The sequence below is a fragment of the Agrobacterium sp. SORGH_AS 787 genome (assembly GCF_030819035.1).
In the GTDB taxonomy this organism is placed as follows: Bacteria; Pseudomonadota; Alphaproteobacteria; order Rhizobiales; family Rhizobiaceae; genus Agrobacterium; species Agrobacterium larrymoorei_B.
In genome coordinates this window covers 1,553,231-1,576,517 of the sequence record NZ_JAUTBG010000001.1, presented here as the reverse complement: position 1 = coordinate 1,576,517, position 23,287 = coordinate 1,553,231, and the positions used below count along the sequence as shown (strand labels likewise).

General features: G+C 57.3%; 19 protein-coding genes. 13 read left to right on the top strand and 6 right to left on the bottom strand.

From position 1 onward, the window contains the following. Positions 1-121 precede the first annotated feature (121 nt). The 5 genes from QE435_RS06925 to QE435_RS06905 all read right to left on the bottom strand — a co-directional run bounded on the left by QE435_RS06925 (position 122) and on the right by QE435_RS06905 (position 5,231). A complete protein-coding gene (locus QE435_RS06925; RefSeq protein ID WP_349040734.1) occupies positions 122-883 on the bottom strand; it encodes a sugar phosphate isomerase/epimerase in 762 nt (253 codons plus the stop codon). A 43-nt stretch (positions 884-926) separates the two neighbouring features. Next, on the bottom strand, positions 927-2,015 hold the full coding sequence (locus QE435_RS06920; RefSeq protein ID WP_349040733.1) for an ABC transporter ATP-binding protein: 1,089 nt from the start codon (positions 2,013-2,015) through the stop codon (positions 927-929). A 4-nt stretch (positions 2,016-2,019) separates the two neighbouring features. Continuing rightward, positions 2,020-2,961, bottom strand: coding sequence for a carbohydrate ABC transporter permease (locus QE435_RS06915; RefSeq protein WP_306928296.1), 942 nt, complete (start codon positions 2,959-2,961; stop codon positions 2,020-2,022). Next, positions 2,954-3,856 carry a sugar ABC transporter permease gene (locus QE435_RS06910; RefSeq protein ID WP_349040732.1) on the bottom strand — a complete coding sequence of 301 codons (903 nt, stop codon included), beginning with the start codon at positions 3,854-3,856 and terminating at the stop codon, positions 2,954-2,956. The genes QE435_RS06915 and QE435_RS06910 overlap by 8 nt, the downstream gene beginning before the upstream one ends. A 139-nt stretch (positions 3,857-3,995) precedes the next feature. Further along, on the bottom strand, positions 3,996-5,231 hold the full coding sequence (locus QE435_RS06905; protein WP_349040731.1) for an ABC transporter substrate-binding protein: 1,236 nt from the start codon (positions 5,229-5,231) through the stop codon (positions 3,996-3,998). A 657-nt stretch (positions 5,232-5,888) separates the two neighbouring features. Between QE435_RS06905 and QE435_RS06900 the strand changes: the two genes are divergently transcribed. The 13 genes from QE435_RS06900 (at position 5,889) to QE435_RS06840 (ending at position 21,669) form a co-directional block, all read left to right on the top strand. After that, positions 5,889-7,019: an HD domain-containing phosphohydrolase gene (locus QE435_RS06900; RefSeq protein WP_349040730.1), complete on the top strand. Its 1,131-nt coding sequence runs from the start codon at positions 5,889-5,891 to the stop codon at positions 7,017-7,019. Continuing rightward, positions 7,016-7,327 (top strand): STAS domain-containing protein, encoded by a 312-nt coding sequence (locus QE435_RS06895; RefSeq protein WP_349040729.1) that lies wholly within the window; start codon positions 7,016-7,018, stop codon positions 7,325-7,327. The genes QE435_RS06900 and QE435_RS06895 overlap by 4 nt, the downstream gene beginning before the upstream one ends. Then, positions 7,328-7,696: a response regulator gene (locus QE435_RS06890; protein ID WP_112357843.1), complete on the top strand. Its 369-nt coding sequence runs from the start codon at positions 7,328-7,330 to the stop codon at positions 7,694-7,696. Beyond that, a complete protein-coding gene (locus tag QE435_RS06885; protein WP_309770149.1) occupies positions 7,693-9,690 on the top strand; it encodes a chemotaxis protein CheA in 1,998 nt (665 codons plus the stop codon). The genes QE435_RS06890 and QE435_RS06885 overlap by 4 nt, the downstream gene beginning before the upstream one ends. Next, positions 9,687-10,229, top strand: coding sequence for a chemotaxis protein CheW (locus tag QE435_RS06880; protein ID WP_306928306.1), 543 nt, complete (start codon positions 9,687-9,689; stop codon positions 10,227-10,229). Before QE435_RS06885 ends, QE435_RS06880 begins: the two co-directional genes overlap by 4 nt. Positions 10,230-10,398: 169 nt before the next feature. Next, positions 10,399-12,213 (top strand): methyl-accepting chemotaxis protein, encoded by a 1,815-nt coding sequence (locus QE435_RS06875; RefSeq protein ID WP_349040728.1) that lies wholly within the window; start codon positions 10,399-10,401, stop codon positions 12,211-12,213. A gap of 137 nt (positions 12,214-12,350) precedes the next feature. Next, the gene (locus QE435_RS06870; RefSeq protein WP_309770147.1) at positions 12,351-14,414 is read left to right on the top strand and encodes a methyl-accepting chemotaxis protein; all 2,064 of its coding nucleotides are present in this window, start codon (positions 12,351-12,353) and stop codon (positions 14,412-14,414) included. A gap of 131 nt (positions 14,415-14,545) precedes the next feature. Further along, entirely contained in the window at positions 14,546-16,243 is a 1,698-nt protein-coding gene (locus tag QE435_RS06865) for a methyl-accepting chemotaxis protein (protein ID WP_349040727.1), read from the top strand. Positions 16,244-16,363: 120 nt separating this feature from the next. After that, a complete protein-coding gene (locus QE435_RS06860) occupies positions 16,364-18,304 on the top strand; it encodes a methyl-accepting chemotaxis protein (RefSeq protein ID WP_349040726.1) in 1,941 nt (646 codons plus the stop codon). A 99-nt stretch (positions 18,305-18,403) separates the two neighbouring features. Continuing rightward, the gene (locus QE435_RS06855; protein ID WP_306928315.1) at positions 18,404-18,898 is read left to right on the top strand and encodes a chemotaxis protein CheW; all 495 of its coding nucleotides are present in this window, start codon (positions 18,404-18,406) and stop codon (positions 18,896-18,898) included. A gap of 12 nt (positions 18,899-18,910) precedes the next feature. Beyond that, positions 18,911-19,759: a protein-glutamate O-methyltransferase gene (locus QE435_RS06850; RefSeq protein WP_306928316.1), complete on the top strand. Its 849-nt coding sequence runs from the start codon at positions 18,911-18,913 to the stop codon at positions 19,757-19,759. A 6-nt stretch (positions 19,760-19,765) separates the two neighbouring features. Beyond that, positions 19,766-20,854, top strand: coding sequence for a chemotaxis response regulator protein-glutamate methylesterase (locus QE435_RS06845; protein ID WP_349040725.1), 1,089 nt, complete (start codon positions 19,766-19,768; stop codon positions 20,852-20,854). 122 nt (positions 20,855-20,976) lie between these two features. Beyond that, complete coding sequence (locus QE435_RS06840) at positions 20,977-21,669, top strand: ParA family protein (RefSeq protein ID WP_349040724.1); 693 nt, start codon at positions 20,977-20,979, stop codon at positions 21,667-21,669. A gap of 33 nt (positions 21,670-21,702) precedes the next feature. Here QE435_RS06840 and QE435_RS06835 read toward each other — a convergent pair whose 3' ends face one another. After that, positions 21,703-23,133, bottom strand: coding sequence for a mannose-1-phosphate guanylyltransferase/mannose-6-phosphate isomerase (locus QE435_RS06835; RefSeq protein WP_349040723.1), 1,431 nt, complete (start codon positions 23,131-23,133; stop codon positions 21,703-21,705). Positions 23,134-23,287 lie beyond the last annotated feature (154 nt).

Genomic DNA, 23,287 nt, shown 5'->3' with positions numbered 1-23,287 from the left:
ATGGGTGACTCCGAAGTGGTCTCGATGATGGTATCCGACCAGACGATAGTGGGTTTCGTTGGCCGGGCACCCGTGAAAGTAAAGCGGTGATTGCGGCGAGCTGACGCTCACCGCGGTGTTTTTAGTAGGACTTGAACGCTTCGATGGAGCGCGTGATCAGGCGGTCAGCGTCGCTTGGATTGTCATGCTCGACCACGTAATACTTCACGGCTGTGTTCTTCAAAGCCGCGACAAGGCCCTTCCAATCGACGGTGCCGTGCCCGACATCCGACCAGCCATCCTCGTCCTTGTTTTCACCGGCGGGCGCAATGTCCTTCACGTGGACGGCTGTGATGCGCTTGCCATAGCTTTCAATCCAGGCGAGCGGATCGGCATTGCCGCGGATAATCCAGGCGATATCGGCTTCCCACTCCAGATCAGGGCCGCCCGCAAGGATCTGCTCCTGTGGCGTGGAGCCGTCGTCAAGCGTGGCGAACTCGAAGTCGTGATTGTGCCAACCGAAGGAAATGCCGGCATCGCGATAGGGCTTGCCTGCTTCCTGAAGACGCTTTCCGAAGGCGAACCAGCCTGCGGCATCGCTTGGGCGCTGATCAGGCAGGAGATAAGGGCAATAGATCGCCTCGATACCAAGCGTCCTGGCGACCTTCAGAGACTGTTCGCGATCGTTTTCCAGCATATCCAGACCGAAATGGCCCGTCGGCATGGTGAGACCATTGGCGTCCAGATCTGCGCGCAGACCCTTGAGAGCCGCCTCATCCATATTGGCATAGATGCCACCGAAGCCTTCGACATGGGAATAGCCTGCAGCAGACAGCTTCTTGAGGATATCGGAAAGCGGCGGGAAATTGCGCGCGCTGTAAAGTTGAAAGCCGAGTTTGGTCATATGTCTCTCCTGACATTTGGCTCTAATGGTGAAGATGAGAGGATCAAATGCGGTCTTCCGTTCCCGCATCGAAAAGGGACGCCATGGTCATGTCGAAACCGAGCTTGACCCTGGTTCCGGGGGCAAAACGCCGATGGCCGCCGACGCGCACCGAGATCGTATGGCCGGCATGTTTCAACCAGATGAGGTTATCCGCACCCATCGGTTCTTCGATGTCGACTACGGCCTCATGCACCTCGCCGCCGGTAATATCGGCGTCCACACGAATATGCTCGGGGCGAACGCCGAGAACCACAGGCCTGCCGGCGCTCAGCGGTGCTAGAGCCTCATAACCGTCGAGGCTGAAGCTGACGCCATTCGTCGTGAAGACAACCTTGCCATCCTTTTCGACCAGTTCACCCCGCAGGAAATTCATCGACGGCGAGCCGATGAAGCCCGCGACGAAAAGATTTTTCGGACGGTTATAGATCGAGACCGGATCATCCAGCTGCTGGATGACGCCGGCTTTCATGATGGCGATACGGTCGGCCAGTGTCAGCGCCTCGATCTGGTCGTGCGTCACATAGATCATCGTGTTCTTCAGCGACTGATGCAGGCGCTTGATTTCCACACGCAGTTCGGAGCGCAGCTTGGCGTCGAGGTTGGACAGCGGTTCGTCGAACAGGAACACATCCACATCTCGTACCAGCGCACGGCCAATCGCCACACGCTGACGCTGTCCACCGGACAGTTCGGCAGGCTTGCGCTTCAAGAGAGGCTCGATCTGCAGAATGCCCGCGGCTCTTTTAACGCGACGATCGATCTCGTCCTTCGGCACCTTTGCGACCTGCAAGCCGAAGGACAGGTTCTTCTCCACCGTCATCTGCGGATAGAGCGCATAGGACTGGAAAACCATGCCGATGCCACGGTCCTTTGGCTCTTCCCAGGTGACGTTGCGATCCTTGATGAAGATCTGCCCCTCGGTCGGGTCGAGAAGTCCGGCGACGCAATTGAGAAGAGTGGACTTGCCGCAGCCAGATGAGCCGAGAAGGACGAGAAACTCGCCATCATAGATATCGAGATTGAGCGTGGACAGCACGTTGACTGCACCGAACGACAGAGACAAATCCCGAATGGAAACGCTTTTATTCATGAACTTACCCTTTGACTGCGCCTGCGGCGATGCCGCGCACAAAAAGTCGGCCTGAAACGAAGTAAACGAAAAGAGGAACGGCACCCGTCAGCAGTGTAGCGGCCATGTTGACGTTGTATTCCTTCACGCCTTGGACCGAGTTGACGATATTGTTCAGCTGAACCGTCATCGGATAATATTCAGGCCTTGTGAACACGACGCCGAAGAGGAAGTCGTTCCAGATGCCCGTGACCTGAAGGATCATGGCGACGACGAAGATCGGCATCGACATGGGCAGCATGATGCGGAAGTAGATCTGCCAGAAATTGGCGCCATCGATGCGTGCGGCTTTGAAGAGCTCTTCCGGCAGCCCCGCGAAATAGTTGCGGAACAGCAGGGTCAGGATGGGCATACCGAAGATGGTATGAACCATGATGAGGCCCGTCAGCGTGCCATAGATGCCCATTTCACGCAGCACGATGACGATCGGATAGATCATGACCTGATAGGGAATGAAGGCGCCAATGATCAGGACCGAGAAGAAGAACTCAGAACCCTTGAACTTCCAGTTCGCCAGCGCATAGCCACTGATCGAGGCGATCAGGATCGACACGATGGTGGACGGGATCATGATGCGGACGGAATTCCAGAAGCCGCGGGAAAGCCCGTCGCAATTGAGGCCAGTGCAGGCATTCGCCCACGCCTTGACCCAGGGCTCGAAGGTGATTTCCACCGGCGGCGCGAAGATATTGCCGAGACGGATCTCCGGCATGCCCTTCAGCGAGGTCACGACCATGACGTAAAGGGGCAGGAGATAATAGAGCGCTGCGACGATCAGCGTACCATAAAGGATGATGTTGCGGCGCGACAGCGTCTTGCGGGGTTTACGACCGCGAGGGCCGCTCAACTGATCCGAGACGGCATCGGCACCGGCAGCGACTGTGTTGAGAGTGCTGATGTTAGCCACGCTTGCGCCCTCCGAATTCGAGATAGGCCCATGGAACGATAATGATGGCAACGGTGAGCAGCATCATGGTGGAGGCAGCAAAGCCCTGCCCCAGATTCTGGGCCTGGAACATGTAGTCATAGACGTATTTCGCCGGAACTTCCGAGGCGATGCCGGGACCGCCGCTCGTCTGTGCGACGACGAGGTCGTAGACCTTGACGATGCCGCTGGCGATAATGACGAGCGTGGTGATGAAGACTGGGCGCATCATCGGAATGACGATGAGCAGGTACGTTTTCCACATGGGGATACCGTCCACACGCGCTGCTTTCCAGATGTCTTCATCGATGCCGCGCAGTCCTGCGAGCATCAGGCACATAACGAGGCCCGTGCCCTGCCAGAGCGCCGCGATCAGGATACCGTAGATGACGATCTGCGAGTTATAGAGCGGATCGAAGGTAAAGCTTTCCCAGCCGAGCGAACGGACAACCGACTGAATGCCGAACTCCGGGTTAAGCAGCCACTGCCAGACGAGGCCCGTCACGATGAAAGACAGGGCAAAGGGGTAAAGGAAGATCGTTCTGAACGTGTTCTCGAAGCGGATCTTCTGATCCATCAGCGCGGCGAGCAGGAAGCCGATCACCAGACTGAAGATCAGCGACAAGACACCATAAATGGCGAGGTTCTGGATCGAAACGATCCAGCGCGGAGCGGCCCACAAGCGCTCATACTGATCGAATCCGACAAAGGTCGTTCTCGGCAGGAGCTTGGAGTTTGTGAATGAATAAACAATCGTCCAAATCGTACCGCCAAGAAAAATGACCATCGACGTCAGGATCAATGGGATGGAGGCAATCTTGGAATTAAGATTGCGAAATAGCTGGTTTGGACGTCCCGAATGGCTCTTTACTGCCATATGCCCTCCTATCAATCGTTGCTTCGGACATCTGGCGAGCAATGCTGCAAAGATATCCGGTCAGGCACGATCTCCTGCGCCTGTCGAAGTGTCGCGAGATCGGCGGGCCATAAACCCGCCGATGCCTTGCGATTGATAATCAGTCTGCCGAAGAGATGATGTCCGCGAAGCGCTTCTGCGCCTGCTCTGCGGTCAGCGACTCGTTGGCAAAGAACTCCGCCATCAGGTCTTCCTTCTGCTTCTGCGAGTCGGCCGAGATCAACTGGTCGGTGCTGGTCAGAGCGTTGCCCTTGCCGAGAATGGCAAGACCCTTTTTCATGCAGTCATTGGCTGCATTGAGATCGACGTCCCCACGGATCGGAAGAGAGCCCTTCTTCAAGTTGAAGGCAACCTGCGTCTTGGGATCGACGATCGTCTCGGCCAGCACCTCCTGCGCCTTGGACTTGGCTTCATCCTTCAAGAGCGGGAAGTAGAAGGCGTCGCCACCGGTCGTGAGATATTCGTTGAGACCAAGACCCGGCAGGCAGGAATAATCCGTCCCGGCTTTCTGGCCGGCAAGCTGGAACTCACCCTGCGCCCAGTCACCCATGACCTGACCACCAGCCTTGCCGGTGATGACCATGTTGGTGGCCTGGTTCCAATCCTGAACATTAGAGCCCTTGGCAAGCTTGCGGGCGGCATCGGCTGCAGCGAAAATCTTCGCCATTTCCGGTCCGGCTGCGGCCTCGGCATCCTTGTCCTTGTAAACCTTCTCGTAGAGATCCTTGCCGCCGAGTGACAGAACAAGCGTATCGAACAGGCCGTTCGCCTGCCATGCCTGACCACCAAGCGCCAGAGGCTGGATACCGGCCTTCTGCAACGCAGGACCAGCCGCAATAAATTCATTCCAGTTCTTCGGAACATCGACACCAGCCTTCTTGAAGGCTTCATTGGAGAGCCACAGCCACTGCCAGGAGTGGATGTTCACCGGCGCGCAATAGATCTTGCCATCGATGGTGCAGCTGTCGAGCAGGCTTGCGGGTTTGATGACCTCTTTCCACTTGCCCTTTGTGGCAACATCGGTGAGATCGCGCATCAGACCGGCCTGAACGAGCTCTTCAGCCTGCCGTCCGTGGTTGAACTGGGTGGCGCCCATCGGGTCACCGCCAGTAATACGGCTGATCATGATCGGGCGGGCAGTGCCGCCGGAACCCGCAATCGCGCCATCCACCCACTTATTTCCAGTTGCATCAAATGCTTTCGCCAGTTCGGCCACCGCAGCAGCTTCGCCGCCCGATGTCCACCAATGCGTTACTTCAAGATCTGTCGCTCCGGCTATACCCGTCGGCAGCATAACACTCGCCGCCAAAGCGGTCAGGATAGAACGAATGCGCATGAGTCTCCTCCCTCACTGAAACGTTGCCGTAAGACCGTATGCGAATCATATTCATTGTGCAACCGGGCACGACACGAAATTTTAATCCTTTAATATATTCATTAATTTCAGATACTTAATGAATGATCAGGCGAAGCATTCAGATCGAATCTGCGGGAATGAACGCTCCGCACCTGTGAGTCCGCCCTCTGGCAACGGCGCGTTGCTAAATTGGATCGCGTGCGCGATACTACTTCAAGCATAAAATATATAACCAACTAAAAAAGCCTTCTCAATATGACGCAATGCTCATCAATATTTTTCGAAATCCGCTTATACTTCCATCCTTGACGTCGGCGTATTGAGACCCGCGAAAACCTATTTCGCGTATTGTCAAATATAAACTCAAATCCTTTTATTTATTGATGTTTTTCGCTTGGAAATAAAAAAACCCTTCGATCGCCTTTTAACGCGACTTTAACCATCGTTATATTAAATACCTTTTGACAGCCGCACCTCGATCCCGTGTTTTCCCGACATTGTGAATTGCAGGGGACGGTCGCAGTGGGCGCATGACGCAGGCCCAATCTCCCAAATGTCCTCATCCTTAAGAACGCCCGCTCCGGCTTCAAAACCGAAGAACGGAATTCTGTTCCCTGTCGAATGCCTGGAGCCACGGTGAAGGTAGTACTCGTAGACGATAGCCGGTCCGCACTTTTTGCTCTTCAATCATCGTTGAGCAATATTGAGGGTATTAAACTTATTACATTTACGGCGCCGGACGAAGCGCTGACCTATTGTCTCGCCAATCCTGTCGATCTGCTTTTCATCGACTATATGATGCCAGGCCATACGGGCATCGACATTATCAAGGCACTGAAGCAGTCGCCCGATTATGACCTCGTGCCAATCGTCATGGTGACTGCCGAACGACAGCGCGAAGTCCTGATAGCCGCTATCGAGGCGGGCGCGACAGAGTTCGTATCCAAGCCCTTCGATGCAATCGAACTTCAAGCTCGCGCCACCAATCTGGTGCAGCTCCGCAAAGCCCATCTGGAACTCTCGCGTCAAGCCGCCCGGCTTGAAGAAGAGGTGGCGCACGCCACGCAGGAAGTCGTTTCGCGTGAAGAAGAAATTATTTGGCGCCTTGCGCGAGCGATCGAGTTTCGCGACGGCGCCACCGGTGATCACATCTCTCGCGTAGCCAAAATCAGCCAGTTGATTGCGGCCGATCTCGGCCTCGATAAAGAAACCTGCCGGATGATCTATCTCGTGGCGCCGCTTCATGATGTCGGCAAGATCGGTATTGCCGACTGTATTCTGCAGAAGCCCGGCAAACTGACGTCCGACGAAATTGCAGAAATGCGCAAGCATGTGGAGTTCGGCGTCAGTCTTCTCGGCAATGGCACGTCGCGCCTCCTGCAGGTTGCCGAAGCGATCGCAGGCGGCCATCACGAGAAATGGGATGGCACTGGGTATCCCAACGGCCTTAAGGGCAAGGACATCCCACTCGTCGCACGGATCGTCGCGGTCGCAGATGTCTTCGAGGCATTGTGTACCGAACGTCCCTATAAAAAGGCATGGGCAATCGATGCTGCCAGAGACCACATCCGCGAAAACAGCGGATTGCACTTCGATCCCGACTGCGTCGCAGCCTTTGATCGGCAGTGGCCCGCCATCCAGAAACTGATGACGTATGTCAACAAGGCGCATGTCGAGCCACCGGCCCTAGCCGTCAGCCTCGACGACACTCTTTCTCTTTCGCCCAAGGGGCGCGTTCCAACCGAAAACACCCAGGAAAGCCGATGACCCCTGAAACAGTCACTCTTCCCTCGTCCCTCTCGATAAGGGGGATCGCCGCGATCCACGAGACCCTTCTTTCCGCTTTTAAGGAAAGCAGCGCGGTTGTGCTGGATATACCAGAGGACGCATCCGTCGATCTGAGTTTCCTTCAACTTGTTGAATCGTCCCGTCTTTACGCCCGGGAGCAGGGCAAATTCATCACTTTAAAAAAGCCAGCAGGCCAAAGCGTCATGGAAACGCTGGGGCGGGCCGGCTTTCTTGAGAACATGGACGAGGCTTCGCGCCTCTTCTGGCTGCATGGAAAGGACATTTAAATGAGCGCCAACATTCTTACCGTGGACGATTCCGCAAGCATTCGCATGACGACGAAAATTGCCCTGACTAACGCCGGCTACCAGGTAACCGAGGCTGTCGATGGGGCTGACGGACTTGCGAAAGCGAAAAGCGCTCCCTTCGATCTCATCGTCACCGACCTCAACATGCCGAACATGAACGGTTTGGAGATGATAGAATCGCTGCGTCAGTCTCCAGCCCACACCGGCGTGCCGATCATCTTTTTGACGACGGAGTCCGATGCCGACATGAAGGCGCGCGCCAAGGCAGCCGGCGCTACCGGCTGGGTTACCAAGCCGTTCGACCCGGAAAATCTCGTCAAGATTGTCAGAAAGGTACTCGGTAAATGACGCTGCTGGACCCTATTCAGGTTTTCAGGACTGAAGCCGCAGAGCTTTTCGAGCAGATCGAAAGCGGGCTTCTCGACCTTTTGCATGATCTATCCAATCAAAGTCAGATTGATGCCGTGTTTCGCGGTCTGCATACCTTAAAAGGGTCCGGCGCAATGTTCGGCTTCGAGGCGCTCGCTGCCTTTACCCACCATTGCGAAACGGCCTTCGACCGCGTTCGCAAGGGCGAAGTTCCCGCCACCAGCGAATTGATCGCTGCAGTCCTGGAAGCTCAGGACCATATGCGCCGCCTGGTGGACAACCCTGCGAGTGCTTTTCCCGAAACCGGTGAGCGGTTGCTGGCCAAATTGCAGGCGGCCGTCGGTGAAGGCGCCGGCAGCAAGGCTGTTGCTCCATCGGTTTCAAAGGCGACCGCTGCTGTTACCGAGCCGAAAATCTCTGGTGCGACCTGGACCATCAAATTCCGCCTTCCTGAGAACGCCATGGCGAATGGCACCAACCCGCTCGGCCTGCTCAATGAGTTGACCGAACTCGGCGAGTGCACCGTCGTCGCCAACACAGGTGCCATTCCTCCTCTTGGAGAAATCGATCCGACGCAGCTTTATGTCGGCTGGTCCGTAACCCTGACCACCGAACAGCCCCGTTCCGCCATCGACGATGTCTTCATCTTCGTCATGGACGACATGGAACTCGAGATCACGAAGGTGGAGGACGCTACGACTTCCCAGGAAATCGTGCCACCTCCTTCTCCTGTCGAGGAAGCCGCCAAGGCCAATCCTCAGCTTGTCCAGGCAGCCACGGATGGCAAGCAGGGGAGAGCTGCAGAGAATGTACGCGTCCCCGCTGAACGGCTCGATGAGTTGATGGACCGCGTCGGCGAGCTGGTTATCGCCCAGTCGCGTTTGTCGCAGCTTGCCAATACCAGTGTCGACATTCATCTGCGTGCTGTCTCAGAAGATGTAGAGCGTCTTTCGGGCGAGCTTCGCGACACGATGATGGTTCTGCGCATGGTTCCTATCGCCCAGCTGTTTAGCCGCTTCCGCCGCCTGACACATGATCTGGCGCGCGAAACCGGCAAGCAGATCGAGCTGATCACCGAGGGCGAAAGCACTGAAGTGGACAAGGCCGTGATCGAACGGCTTGCCGATCCGCTCGTCCACCTTGTGCGCAACTCCTGCGATCACGGCCTGGAAACACCGGAAGAGCGTCTAGCCGCTGGCAAGGACCCAGTCGGACATGTTTCGCTTGTCGCACGCCAGACCGGTGGTGACGTCATCATCACAATCAAGGACGACGGTCGCGGCATCAACCGTGAGCGGGTCCGCGCCAAGGCGGAATCCTCCGGGCTCGTGGCGCCGGGCGCCATCCTGACAGATCAAGAACTCCTGCAGATGATTTTCGAGCCAGGCTTCTCGACAGCAGCCCAGGTCACGAACCTGTCAGGGCGCGGCGTCGGCATGGATGTCGTCAAAAAGACGATCGAGGCGCTTCGCGGCACGATCAACATCACCAGTGCTCCAGGCGCAGGCTCGGAAGTGTCGCTCGCCATTCCGCTCACACTTGCCATCATCGACGGCCTGCTCGTTCGTGTCGGCCATGGCTGCTACGTCATTCCGCTCTCGGCAGTCGAAGAGTGCCTGGAACTGTCGCCTGAAGACGACGTCAAATCTCGCGGTCGGTCCTTCATTTCGCTGCGCGAAAGCCTGGTACCGTTCATCCGCCTGCGGGAGCTTTTCCAGAGCGGCACCAAGCCGGACCAGTTCCAGAAGGTGGTGGTCATTTCCACCGGTTCGGAACGTGTCGGATTGGTCGTCGACCAGATCATCGGCGATCACCAGACAGTCATCAAAGCCATGTCCAAGCTGCACCATGATGTCGCGACCTTTTCCGGCGCCACCATCCTTGGAGACGGCAGCGTCGCTCTCATTCTCGACGTCGCACATCTGGTTGCGGCAGGGCAGCAACAGGAGGCGCAGATGCGCATTGCCGGATGAACCAGCCGCTTTTGAAACAGCCCGAAGACTTCTGGGCAGAACGCCAAGACATTGAAGTTCTAACCTTTTCGATCGAAGGCGAGACCTTTGCGATCGAGGCCGCACAGGTTCAGGAAATACTCGACCTTCTGCCCGAAACGGCCGTTCCGGGCGCCAAGGCTTTCGTGTCCAGCGTCATCAATTTTCGCGGCAAGGTCATTCCGCTGGCGGACATCCGTCTCGCCTTCGGCATGCATGCGGCGGAAAAGACCATCGACAGCCGCATCATCGTCATCGAGCTTTCTCTGGAGGGTGAGCAGACGCTGGTCGGGCTTAGAACCGACAAGGTCTACGAAGTGACGACCTTCTCCAAGTCCGCCAGCGAACCGCCGCCCAGCGTCGGCATGCGGTGGCGGCCAGACTACATCAACTGCCTGATCAAGCGCGGGTCCGAGTTCGTCATCATGCCGAACCTGATCGCGATCTTCTCGGCGCAGCGCGAGGGCATGCCCGGAAAGACAATCGCCCAGGGCAATGTCGTGGAATTGGGAAAAGTATGACCCTCTCCGTCGAGGGGGATCGACGGTCAAGAGGATGCCGAAAGGCTTGAGCGCAAATATCATTCGCCCACCCGGGCGGATGATAACGAACGACACCGCGAACTGAAAGAAAATGGATCTTTTGGCCAGCAAACACTGATGCGCCTTGAGCATCACTTACGGGGGCAAAATGCGATTTACGATTAAACTTAAACTGACGCTGGCATTCGGCATCATCCTCACGGTCCTTGCTGCGCTGTCGTTCTACAGCATCAACAGCCTTGGCACGGTCAACAACGCGATTGGCGACCTGGCAAACGGCCCGGAAAAGCGCCTGCAATACGCGCTGCAGATCGACCGTAATCTCTCCGAGATCATTCGCCAGCAGAAGAATGCCCTGCTTGAGAACGATGCTGCGGGCGTCACTCGCTACACCAAACTCTCGGACGACCTATTGGTGACCACTCTTGAGCTTGCCCGCACAGGCCTCTCGCAGGCTTCCGAACAGGGCAAGCCTTATTGGGTTGCCGTAATAGAGAATTTTGAAAAATTCAGCGGGGAGTCCGTAAAGCTGAAGGACCTGCTGGCAGCCAGCAACAAGCAGAGCGCCATTGAGTTTTCCAACGGCCAGATGCGCGCCCTCGCGCAGACTATCGGCACCAACACCAAAGAACTCGTGCGGGTTCAACTTGAACGGGTCGATACAACGCTCGCCGAGAGCCAGGCGACCTATGAGCAGGTTCGTCTGATCATGATCATTGCGGTGGCATCGGCTGTCCTTGGAAGCCTGATCATTGCAACCTGGATCGCGCTTGGCATCAACACCGGTCTGCGCAAGATCATGACGGTTGCTGAAGCGGTTGCTATTGGCGATCTCGACCAGAACGTCGAAATCAAGACCAATGATGAGATCAAGGACCTTGTCGAGCGCATCAACGCGATGACGGCCAACCTCCGCAACACCGCCAATGTCGCAAACCAGATTTCCGACGGCGATCTGACCGTGACTCCAAAGCCGCTCTCCGACAAGGACACGCTCGGCATCTCGCTTGAAAAGATGGTTGAACGCCTGCGTGGCGTCGTGGGTGATGCGCTCGCTGCAGCCGACAACGTCTCCTCCGGCAGCCAGGAGCTGTCTTCGTCTTCCGAACAGCTGTCTCAGGGCGCGACGGAGCAAGCCTCCTCTGCCGAAGAAGCCTCCGCTTCCATGGAAGAGATGGCAGCCAACATCAAGCAGAACGCCGATAACGCTGCCCAGACTGAGAAGATCGCTCGCCAGTCGTCGAAGGATGCGGAAGCCAGCGGTGAAGCTGTCGGCCGTGCCGTCGTCGCGATGCGCACCATCGCCGACAAGATCTCCATCGTTCAGGAGATCGCGCGTCAGACCGACCTTCTCGCACTCAATGCCGCCGTCGAAGCCGCGCGTGCGGGTGAGCATGGCAAGGGCTTTGCGGTGGTTGCCTCGGAAGTTCGCAAGCTGGCAGAACGCAGCCAGGCGGCGGCCGCTGAAATCTCCTCGCTCTCCGGCGAGACCGTTCAGGTTGCGACCGAAGCGGGCGATATGTTGAACCGTCTGGTTCCGGATATCCGCAAGACGGCAGAACTGGTGGCGGAAATCTCTGCTGCATGCCGCGAGCAGGATATCGGTGCCAGCCAGATCAACGAAGCGATCCAGCAGCTCGACAAGGTGACGCAGCAGAACTCCGGTGCTTCCGAAGAAATGTCTGCGACCTCCGAAGAACTTGCAGCACAGGCCGAAGAGCTACAGGCCAGCATCGCCTTCTTCAAGGTCGAGCGTGCCACCACGAATGGTCGCACGGCACAGGCTCGCCCCGCCGCTCCATCGGTCTCCCACCGTCCTGCTGCAAAGCCTGCTGCTCCCGTTCGCCGCGCAGCCCCGACCCACTCCGTCCACGCCCAGCAGGCGCGTGCCAATGGCTTCGCACTCGACATGTCGATGGGTGGACCGGACGATAACGATCGGGACTTCAGAGAGAGTGCCTAAAATATTCGAGGAGCCTGTGATCAACCGAGCACAGGCTCCTCACCCCCAGTAACAACTGCCATTCCCGAACAAACCTTCAAGAGCCAGTGCCTTTCTCCCTTTCGTGGCGTATCGGCATATCCAAGGACACCATCAAGATGCGATTTACGATTAAGCTCAAACTTGCACTTGCTTTTGCTCTCATCATTCTGCTGTCAGCAGGCATGGCGGGCATGGCGATTACCCAACTTTCATCCCTTAATGCCGCAGTGACCGATATCGTTCAGGGCCCCGCCGCCAATCTGCGCAACTCAAGCGATCTCTCCGACGCAATCCTGAATGCCATTGCTAGCGAAAAGAGCGCGGCGCTGAATGAAGATCCAGCTCGCATTTCAACGTACGTCGACTCCGCACGCACCGAGCGCGCAAAGATCGGACAGATCACTTCAGCTCTTGAAAAAGAGACCAATCCGGCAATCCACGCCAAGGTAATCGAGCTCAAGGCCGCCGTTCCCGCTTGGGAAAAACTGCAAGAAGACGTGCTGCGTCTGGCAACCGAGAACACAGCCGAAAGCAATCGCCAGGCTGGCGCGATCTCCATGGGCGACGGTGAAAAGGCAACGCGCGCGCTATTGAGCACGCTCGAAGCGCTGAACAACGAAATCGCTGCCGACTTGAAGGCAACGGACGAAGCGACCAACGAGGAATATGCCACATCCCGCACAATTCTCATTAGCGTCGTCGTAGCGATCATCGTCCTCTCGATCCTGGTCGCGACATGGATTGCACTTGGCATCAACAGGGGATTGCAGCAGGCGATCCGCGCTTCCCGCGCCGTCGCGCTTGGCGACCTTGATCAGGACATCGCAATCAAAAGCAATGACGAGATCAAGGATCTTGTCGACAGCATGAACGTCATGACGACGAATCTCCGTGCTACGGCTGCGGTCGCAAACAATATCGCACAGGGTGATCTCTCCCAAGATGTGAAGCCGCTCTCCGATAAAGACAGTCTTGGCATCGCCATGGGCAATATGGTCGTCAATCTGCGTGCCACCGCCGATGTTGCGGGCACCATTGCCGCTGGTGATCTCTCCAAGGATGTGAAGCCGCTTTCGGACAGGGATACGCTCGGCAACGCCATGCTGCACATGGTCACGAACCTGCGCGAAACCGCCACTGTCGCAAACCAGATCGCCGACGGTGACCTCACCGTGACGCCGAAGCCGCTCTCCAATAAGGATACGCTCGGCATTGCGCTTCAATCGATGGTGGAACGTTTGCGTGGGGTGGTGGCCGACGCATTGGCGGCCGCTGACAACGTTTCGTCGGGAAGCCAGGAACTATCCTCGTCTTCCGAACAGCTGTCTCAGGGTGCGACGGAGCAAGCCTCCTCTGCCGAAGAAGCCTCCGCTTCCATGGAAGAGATGGCTGCCAACATCAAGCAGAACGCCGACAACGCTGCCCAGACCGAAAAGATCGCTCGCCAGTCGTCCAAGGACGCCGAAGCCAGTGGTGAAGCTGTCGGTCGTGCCGTCGTCGCCATGCGCACCATCGCCGACAAGATCTCCATCGTTCAGGAGATCGCGCGTCAGACCGACCTTCTCGCACTCAATGCCGCCGTTGAAGCCGCACGTGCCGGTGAGCATGGCAAGGGCTTCGCCGTCGTTGCCTCGGAAGTCCGCAAGCTGGCAGAACGCAGCCAGGCAGCAGCAGCTGAAATCTCCTCGCTCTCCGGCGAGACCGTTCAGGTTGCGACCGAAGCTGGCGAGATGCTGAACCGTCTGGTTCCGGATATCCGCAAGACGGCAGAACTCGTATCGGAAATCTCTGCCGCATGCCGCGAGCAGGATATCGGTGCCAGCCAGATCAATGAAGCGATCCAACAGCTCGACAAGGTGACGCAGCAGAACTCCGGTGCTTCCGAAGAAATGTCTGCGACCTCGGAAGAACTCGCCGCACAGGCCGAGGAGCTACAGGCCAGCATCGCCTTCTTCAAGGTCGAGCGTGCCAATGCTGCCGCAGCAGCTCGCTCTGTGCCGGGTCGTCCTGCAGCTGCGGCGGTCTCTCACCGTCCTGCGGCAAAGCCTGCTGCTCCAGTCCGTCGCCCTGCATCGACCAGCACCGTCCATGCTCAGCAGGCCCGCGCAAATGGCTTCGCACTCGACATGTCCATGGGCGGCCCCGACGACAATGACCACGACTTCAGGGAAACCGCCTGAAACCAGGATACTTCCCTACCATCTCGAAACCATGGCGGGCGCTTTAGCCCGCCACCACGGGGGCCAAGGTCTCTTTGAAAAGCGGCATGATAGCATGGGCTATGTGTCCTACTTAGTTAAGGAACACCTCGATGCGTTTTACGATTAAATTGAAACTCACTCTGATTTTTACCTTGCTCGTCGGCCTCATGGCAGGCTGTGCGATTTTTGGTATCAGTGGCGTCAATCAATTGGCAACGCTCCAAGATGCTATGATGACCGGGCCAATCCAACAGGATGATGTAGCCAATGATCTGGCGAAGGCCTTTGATGGTCTCGGTTTGGCAGAGGGCGACCTTTTGCTCGCAACCACCGAGCAGAAAATGAACGCCGCCTTCGAAACCATCGAAGAAGAGAGAAAAAATTTCAGGACGGCGCTTAATGCGGGCGAAGCTGCAGCCCCCGAAGAATTCAAAAGCAAGTGGATGGAAATTCGCGAATTCTGGGCTGGCTACGAGAAGCTGGAAGATAGTCTTGTCGGTTACATGAAAACGGGTCGCCGTGATGACGCGCTTGCCTTGAACCAGAATGAAGGAACAGTGGCGGGTCAAAAGCTAGACGCCCTGACGGAATCGCTTTCCAGCTTGACCGAAGCCGCCGTAAAAAAAGCCGATGAGGCGAGCGACGCTACCTACCAAAGCACATTCAGCACGCTTGTGATTATCGCTTCAGTCGCTGGCGTCGTTTCTATCGTTTCAGCAATATGGATCAGCATCTCCATCAGTCGCGGCCTCACAAGGGCAACGACAGCGGTTCGCAAGGTAGCCGAAGGTGATCTGACAGAGAATATTCAAGTGACATCCCGTGACGAGATCGGTGTACTGATCACGCATGTAAACGACATGGTCGAGCGCCTGCGTGGCGTCGTGGGTGATGCGCTTGCCGCAGCCGGCAACGTATCATCCGGCAGCCAGGAACTGTCCTCATCTTCCGAGCAGTTATCTCAAGGCGCGACGGAGCAAGCCTCCTCTGCCGAGGAAGCCTCCGCTTCCATGGAAGAGATGGCTGCCAACATCAAGCAGAACGCCGATAACGCTGCCCAGACCGAAAAGATCGCTCGCCAATCGTCCAAGAACGCCGAAGCCAGTGGTGAAGCTGTTGGCCGTGCCGTCGTCGCGATGCGCACCATCGCCCAGAAAATCTCTATCGTTCAGGAGATCGCGCGTCAGACCGACCTTCTGGCACTCAACGCCGCCGTCGAAGCCGCACGTGCCGGTGAGCATGGCAAGGGCTTTGCGGTGGTTGCCTCGGAAGTTCGCAAGCTGGCAGAACGCAGCCAGGCGGCCGCCGCTGAAATCTCCTCGCTCTCCGGCGAAACCGTTCAGGTCGCGACCGAAGCTGGCGATATGTTGAACCGTCTGGTTCCAGACATCCGCAAGACGGCGGAACTGGTGGCGGAAATCTCTGCCGCATGCCGCGAGCAGGATATCGGTGCCAGCCAGATCAACGAAGCGATCCAGCAGCTCGACAAGGTGACGCAGCAGAACTCCGGTGCTTCCGAGGAAGTCTCTGCCACGTCCGAAGAACTCGCCGCACAGGCAGAAGAACTACAGGCCAGCATCGCCTTCTTCAAGGTGGACCGTGCCAATGCAAACCGCCGCGCAGCACCGGACCGCCCTGCGGCTACCGCGGCAACGCATCGTCCAACTGCGAAACCTGCCGCTCCAGTTCGCCGCCCTGCTCCTTCGCAATCCGTCCACGCCCAGCAGGCGCGTGCCAACGGCTTCGCACTCGACATGTCCATGGGCGGACCGGACGAAAACGACCAGGACTTCAAGCAAAGCGCGTAAAAATCTTATCGCTAGTTGGTACCGACGCAGTCGCGCCGGTACCAACGACCCAAAGAAGCAAACGGCCAGTTTGACGATCAAGGAAACACCAGAGTTCTAAGAGGCGTAAAGGTACAAGAGATGTCGCTATACGTTCAGATGAAAAAATCCTCCCGTCCCTCAACGGCAATCGAAGAGATTAAGCGTCTCCAGGCCGTCTTCGAGGAAGGAAACATATCTGCACGCGCCGATCTCGCTAGTGCGACCGGCGGTGCACGAGATGTTCTGGAGGCAGTCAATGCTCTTCTTGAGGCAGCGACACGTCCCGTCGAAGCCTTTGCACAATCGATCTCCCACATGTCCGCCGAACACGATCGCGGCGACATCGATGTGGCGATACCAGTCGAGACCTTCAAAGGCAGCTATCTCGCAATGGCGAAGGGCGTCAACGAGATGGTCGCTGGCCATATCAGCGTCAAAAGGAAAGCAATGGCTTGCGTCCGCGAACTCGGCGAGGGCAACTTCGATGCTCCTCTTGAGCAGCTCCCGGGCAAAAAAGCCTTCATAAACGACACGATCGAAACCTTACGCGGCAATCTGCGCGGCCTGATCGCTGAGATGAACAAGATGTCGTCCGAGCATGACAAGGGCGATATCGACGTCTTTGTTCCCGTCGATCATTTCAAGGGCGATTTTGCGGTGATGGCAAAAGGCATCAACGACATGGTGGCGGGCCATATCGCTGTAAAAAAGAAGGCGATGGCCTGCGTCAAGGCATTCGGCGAAGGCAATTTCGACGCCCAGTTGGAACAGTTCCCTGGCAAAAAAGCCTTTATCAACGAGACGATCGAGACGCTTCGTGGCAACTTCCGTGAGATCATCAAGGAACTTCAGCGTCTGATCGACGCATCCACCGCCGGTAAGCTGAGTGAGCGCGGCGCTGCCGATCATTTTTCCGGCGATTTTGCCGGACTCGTGACGGGCATCAACGGCATGCTGGACGCGATCATCCTGCCCATTGCGGAAGGCAATCGTGTTCTCGATCTGGTCAGCACCGGCGACTTGACCGAATTCGTCGAGATCGAGTGCGAAGGCGACCACGAGAAAATGAAAGACGCCATCAACTCGTTGGTGGAAAATCTCTCTAAGGTGGCAGCCGGTATCTCGAATGCCGCCGATCAGGTTGCCGCCGGTAGTCACCAACTTTCCTCTGCCGCGGAGCAAGTCTCGCAGGGTGCGACGGAGCAGGCCTCCTCTGCCGAAGAAGCATCCGCTTCCATGGAACAGATGGCGGCAAACATCAAGCAAAACGCCGATAACGCTGCCCAGACAGAGAAGATTGCCCGCCAGTCGTCGAAGGACGCAGAGGTAAGCGGTGAAGCCGTCGGTCGTGCTGTCGCTGCGATGCGCACAATTGCGCAGAAGATTTCGATCGTTCAGGAGATCGCTCGTCAGACTGACCTTCTCGCACTCAACGCTGCTGTCGAAGCTGCACGTGCCGGTGAGCATGGTAAAGGCTTCGCCGTGGTTGCTTCTGAAGTCCGCAAACTTGCCGAACGTAGCCAGGCGGCCGCCGCTGAAATCTCCTCGCTCTCCGGCGAGACGGTGCAGGTCGCGACCGACGCGGGCGAGATGCTCAACCGCTTGGTTCCGGATATCCGCAAGACCGCGGAACTGGTGGCCGAAATTTCTGCGGCTTGCCGTGAGCAGGATATTGGCGCAAGCCAGATCAACGAGGCAATCCAGCAGCTTGACAAGGTGACGCAGCAGAACTCCGGCGCTTCCGAGGAAATGTCTGCAACATCCGAAGAACTGGCGGCGCAGGCCGAAGAGCTTCAATCGAGCATCGCTTTCTTCAAGGTTGCGCGTGCCGAGGCAGCGGCTCCGGCAAAGCCCGTACCTGTCCGCCATTCGGTAGCAGCGCCAGTGCCCCGCAGTGTTACAAAGCCTGCAGCTCCTGTCCGTCGCCCTGCGCCAACTGGCACCGTGCATGCCCAACAGGCTCGTGCCAAGGGCTTTGCCCTGGACATGTCGATGGGTGGACCGGACTCAAGCGATGATGATTTTCTGCACGGCAGGTAATAGCAAGTAAGTCGCGCAAGAAGCCTCCCGCTTCCTGCAATATGAAACACCTTCACGCCTCATCGGCAATGTCGACCAAGACTTCTGGAGAAGACGCAAATGGCGAGCCCAACATCTACCATGCAATACGTGACGTTCAGCCTTGGCGAGGAAGTCTTCGCGGTTCCCGTGGACGTCGTTCGTGAAATCCTCGACCACGAGGAAGCCTTTAAGATCCCTCACGGTCCTGATTATCTGCTCGGCCTGAGGGATGTGCGCGGACAGGGCGTTCCGGTCATCGACCTTCGCCTACGCCTTGGCATGACCAAGACGGTGAAGACATCGCATACGCGCATTCTGGTGCTCGACATTCCTTTCGTCGAAAAGGTGCTGGCGCTCGGTCTCGTTGCCGACAAAGTCTTCGAGGTCACGCCTTTCAGGCAGGATCAGATCGAGACCGCACCTGACATCGGTATTCGCTGGAACTCCAGCTATATCGCCGGGGTCGTTCGCCGCGAAAGCGATTTCGTCGTCATCATCGATCTCGCAAAGCTGTTCTCTGGCGATGCCGGCGAGCTTGCAAAGGTCGACAACGGCCCGATGCGCGCCGCCTGAGAGGACGAGTAATTGAGTACAGCTGTTAGCGTCAACTTCGAAGATAGTTTGAACACCCGCGATTTCCGCCAGCTATCCGCCTTCATTTATGATTACTGCGGAATCAAGATGACGGACGCCAAGCGTTCGATGCTGGAAGGCCGTCTGCGCAAGCGTTTACGCGCGACGGGCTTTCCGACCTTTTCGGACTATTGCGAGTATCTGTTTCGCCAGGACGGTCTGAAAGACGAGGTCATATATCTCATCGACGTGGTAACGACGAACAAGACGGATTTCTTTCGCGAACCGAACCACTTCGACTTTCTTGAAAAAACCGCTCTTCCGATGCTTGCCAAACAGGGTATCAGACAGCCGCGCGCGTGGAGTTCCGCCTGCTCGACGGGTGCCGAACCCTACACGATGGCGATGATCATGGCGGAAGCCGTCGAGAAGGGCGTGATCTCCGATTTCAGCATCCTCGCTACGGATCTCTCCACAGACGTTCTAAAGAAGGCGCATTCCGGCATCTACAATCGGGATCTTCTGGAGCCCGTGCCGAACGCCATGCAACGCAAATATGTCATGCAGGCAAGAGACAAATATCGCAGCGATGTCCGCATTTCGCCGAAGCTGCGCTCGAAGGTGGGCTTCGCCCGCATGAACCTAATGAATCCGTCCTATGACATCGGCGCGCCGGTCAATATCATCTTTTGCCGCAACGTGCTGATCTACTTCGACAAAAAGACACAGACCCATGTGCTGACAGAGCTTTGCAAGTGCCTGGCGCCCGGCGGCTATCTGATGATCGGGCACTCGGAGTCTGTCACCGGCATCAATCTGCCGGTCAAACAGGTCGCCAACACGGTTTTCCTCAAGCAGTAGGTTATCATGGTCAAAAAAGTACGCGTCCTCATCGTTGATGACTCTGCCAGCGTGAGACAAACGCTGACCGCTGTGCTGGAGGCCGATCCTGCGATCGAGGTGATCGGTGCTGCCTCCGACCCCTTCATCGCCGCAAAGAGGATCCAAGACGATCTCCCGGACGTCATCACCCTTGACGTCGAAATGCCGCGGATGGACGGGATTACGTTTCTGCGAAAGATCATGTCGCAGCATCCCATCCCGGTGGTGATGTGCTCCTCCTTGACCGAAGCAGGTTCTGAAACGTTGATCCAGGCCTTGGAAGCAGGGGCCGTCGACGTTATCCTCAAGCCTCGCATTGGCGCTGCGGATCATTTGGCGGAATCCGCCTTGCGTATCTGCGAAGTCGTCAAGAGTGCGGCGCATGCGCGGGTCAAGAGCGTGCGTGCCCAGCCTCGCGCGTCGAGCACACTTGGTACCCAGGCCAAGTTGACGGCAGATGCCGTGCTGCCACCACCGTCGGGCAAGGCGATGGCACGGACCACGGAAATGGTGATCTGTGTCGGCGCCTCGACAGGCGGTACCGAAGCCCTGCGGGAAATGCTGGAGAGACTGCCGGCAAATTCACCGGGCATGGTCATCGTCCAGCACATGCCGGAAAAGTTCACCGCGGCCTTCGCGAAGCGCCTGAATGGCCTCTGCGAAGTCGAGATCAAGGAAGCGGAAGATGGCGACCCGGTTCTGCGCGGCCACGTGCTGATCGCACCTGGCGACAAGCACATGCTTTTGGAGCGCCAGGGCGCACGTTACCATGTCTCGGTCCGAAACGGCCCGCTCGTCTCCCGTCACCGACCGTCAGTCGACGTGCTCTTTCGTTCTGCCGCGCGCTCTGCCGGATCGAACGCTATGGGCGTTATCATGACAGGTATGGGGGACGATGGCGCCCGCGGCATGCTGGAAATGCATCAGGCCGGGGCCTACACGATTGCGCAGGATGAAGCCTCCTGCATCGTCTTCGGTATGCCGAAGGAAGCGATCGCCCATGGCGGCGTCGACAAGATCGTTTCGCTCGATCAGATCGCGCGCGAAATCATGGCGGAAGACCACAGACGCTGACTTCTCGCACTTTCTCTTCAGACCCTGTTAACCATATTGTTGAATGATCGAACCGCACCATGAGATGGGTGCGGTTTCTTGCGCGATGATCGCCGCCCCCTCTTTTTACGCTCGGGTTCATCATGGCAGTCATCACGTTCGCAAACACCAAGGGCGGTGCAGGCAAGACAACCGCAGTTCTTCTCTTGGCATCGGAGCTTGCGCGGCGGGGCTTGCGCGTCTGCGTGATCGACACCGACCCGCAGCGCTGGCTCTCGAAGTGGCGCGATAATGCCGACCACCGCATTGACCTTACGGTCATCACGTATGTTTCGATAACCACACTGCAGCAGCATGTGCTCGACAACCGCAAGAAATTCGACCATGTGATCGTCGATCTGCCCGGCGCCCAGTCTCCGCTTCTGGCAACGGCCGTCGGCCTTTCCAACCACGTCATCATCCCCGTTCAGGGCAGCACGATGGATGCGCAGGGTGCCGCACAGGTGCTGGAGCTCCTCCGCTATCTCGACGATCGTGCAGGCATCAAGATCCCACATTCCGTGCTCTTGTCACGCGTCAATTCGATGGTGACGACGCGCGCGCTGCTGGCAGCGAAAGCGCTGCTCGCCAAGCGCGACGTCAACGTGCTGAACACGCCGATCATCGAACGCGCCGCCTTCCGCGACATGTTCGAATTCCGCGGCTATCTCCACATGATGAACCCGTCACAGGTCAGCAACCTCGACAAGGCGCTTCAAAACAGCATGGCCTATACCGATGAAGTGCTAAGGCTTTTGCCGGCACAAGGTACCGTCAAGTTGTCTTCCGCAGCCTGAGCCGATCCGCGTCCCAACATCGAGGCGCGAATTCTACTCGCGCCTATAGTCGTCGTGCAGTCGGATGATATCGTCTTCACCCAGGTAGGAGCCGGTCTGAATTTCGATCAGTTCCAGTGGGATCTGGCCCTCATTCGCCAAGCGATGCGGCTTGCCAATCGGAATATAGACCGACTCGTTTTCCGTTAGAAGGCGAGTCTGGTCTTCAATCGTGACCGTTGCGGTGCCCCGAACGACGATCCAATGCTCCGAGCGGTGATAATGCTGCTGTAGCGAAATCCGATGACCCGGCTCGACCTTCACGTGGCTGACTCGATAGCGATGACCGGAATCCGTCTGCTCGATGTGACCCCATGGACGGTAGGCGCGCTTGTGCCTCTCCGTCTTCAAGGAATGGTCGCCACCTTTCAGAGTTTCCACTAGGCCTTTCACGTCCTGGACACGGTTCTTCGGCGTGACCAGAACCGCGTCTTTCGTGGCGACCACGACGAGATCCTTGGCACCGACGACAGTCGTCAGCAAGCCGGTGGAATGCACGAGGCAACCTTCGGAATCGACAATGATCCCCTGCCCCTCGATCGCATTATCAGCGCCATGCTTGTCGGCAATTTCCCAGATGGCATCCCAGCTACCGATATCGGACCAACGGAAGTGACCTCGTACGACTGCCATGCGTTTGGTGTTCTCGATGACGGCATAGTCGATCGAGTTCTTCGGCGAGGATTCAAAGCTTTCCTTATGGAGACGAACAAAGCCGAGATCGACTTCCTGGTTCTCGACAGCCGCCTGAACTGCGGCCAGGATCTCGGGAGCATGGCTCCTCAATTCTTCGATCATGATATCGGAGCGGAACAGGAAGTTGCCGGAATTCCAGAGATAGCCCTTTTCGACGTAGCTGACAGCACGCGCCTCATCCGGCTTTTCAACGAAAGCCTCTACGACACAAAGGTCCTGATTGCCGTTGATGGTCTCGCCGGGATTGATGTAACCGTAGGAGGTACGCGGTTCGGTCGGCGTCAGGCCGAAGACGACGATATTTCCCTGCTCAGCCGCTTCCGCACCCAGCCTCACCGCATCCGCGAAAAGATCACTGTCCAGCACCACATGGTCTGCCGCGAGCGCCAAAACGAGCGACCCCTTCTCGCGCCGATCCGCCAGCAGTGCTGCAGCAGCCATGGCGGCAGCGCTGTCACGGCGCGCCGGTTCCAAGACGACGGTTGCCGGCAGATCGATCTCTTCGGCCTGTCGTCTTGCGAAGAAGCGAAAATCCTCGTTGGTGATCACCAACGCCTCGGCATAGAGGCTCTTGTCGCTGACGCGCTTTAAGGTCTGCTGATACGTCGAAAGCTCTCCAACGAGAGGCTGGAACTGTTTGGGCAACTGATCGCGTGACACCGGCCAAAGTCTGGACCCCGCGCCGCCTGCCAGAAGTACGGGAGTAATCTTTCGAACCTGTTCATTCACGGCATAGACCTTTCCAACGCATAAAATTTCTGCGCCGGACAATATAGGAAACTCCCGATACCGCCACCTTCGGCTTATGGGAGGACCAACGAAAGTTCACAAGACCACCCATCAAATACTGGTGGAATGTCGGAGCCCACTGCCCGGCACACAC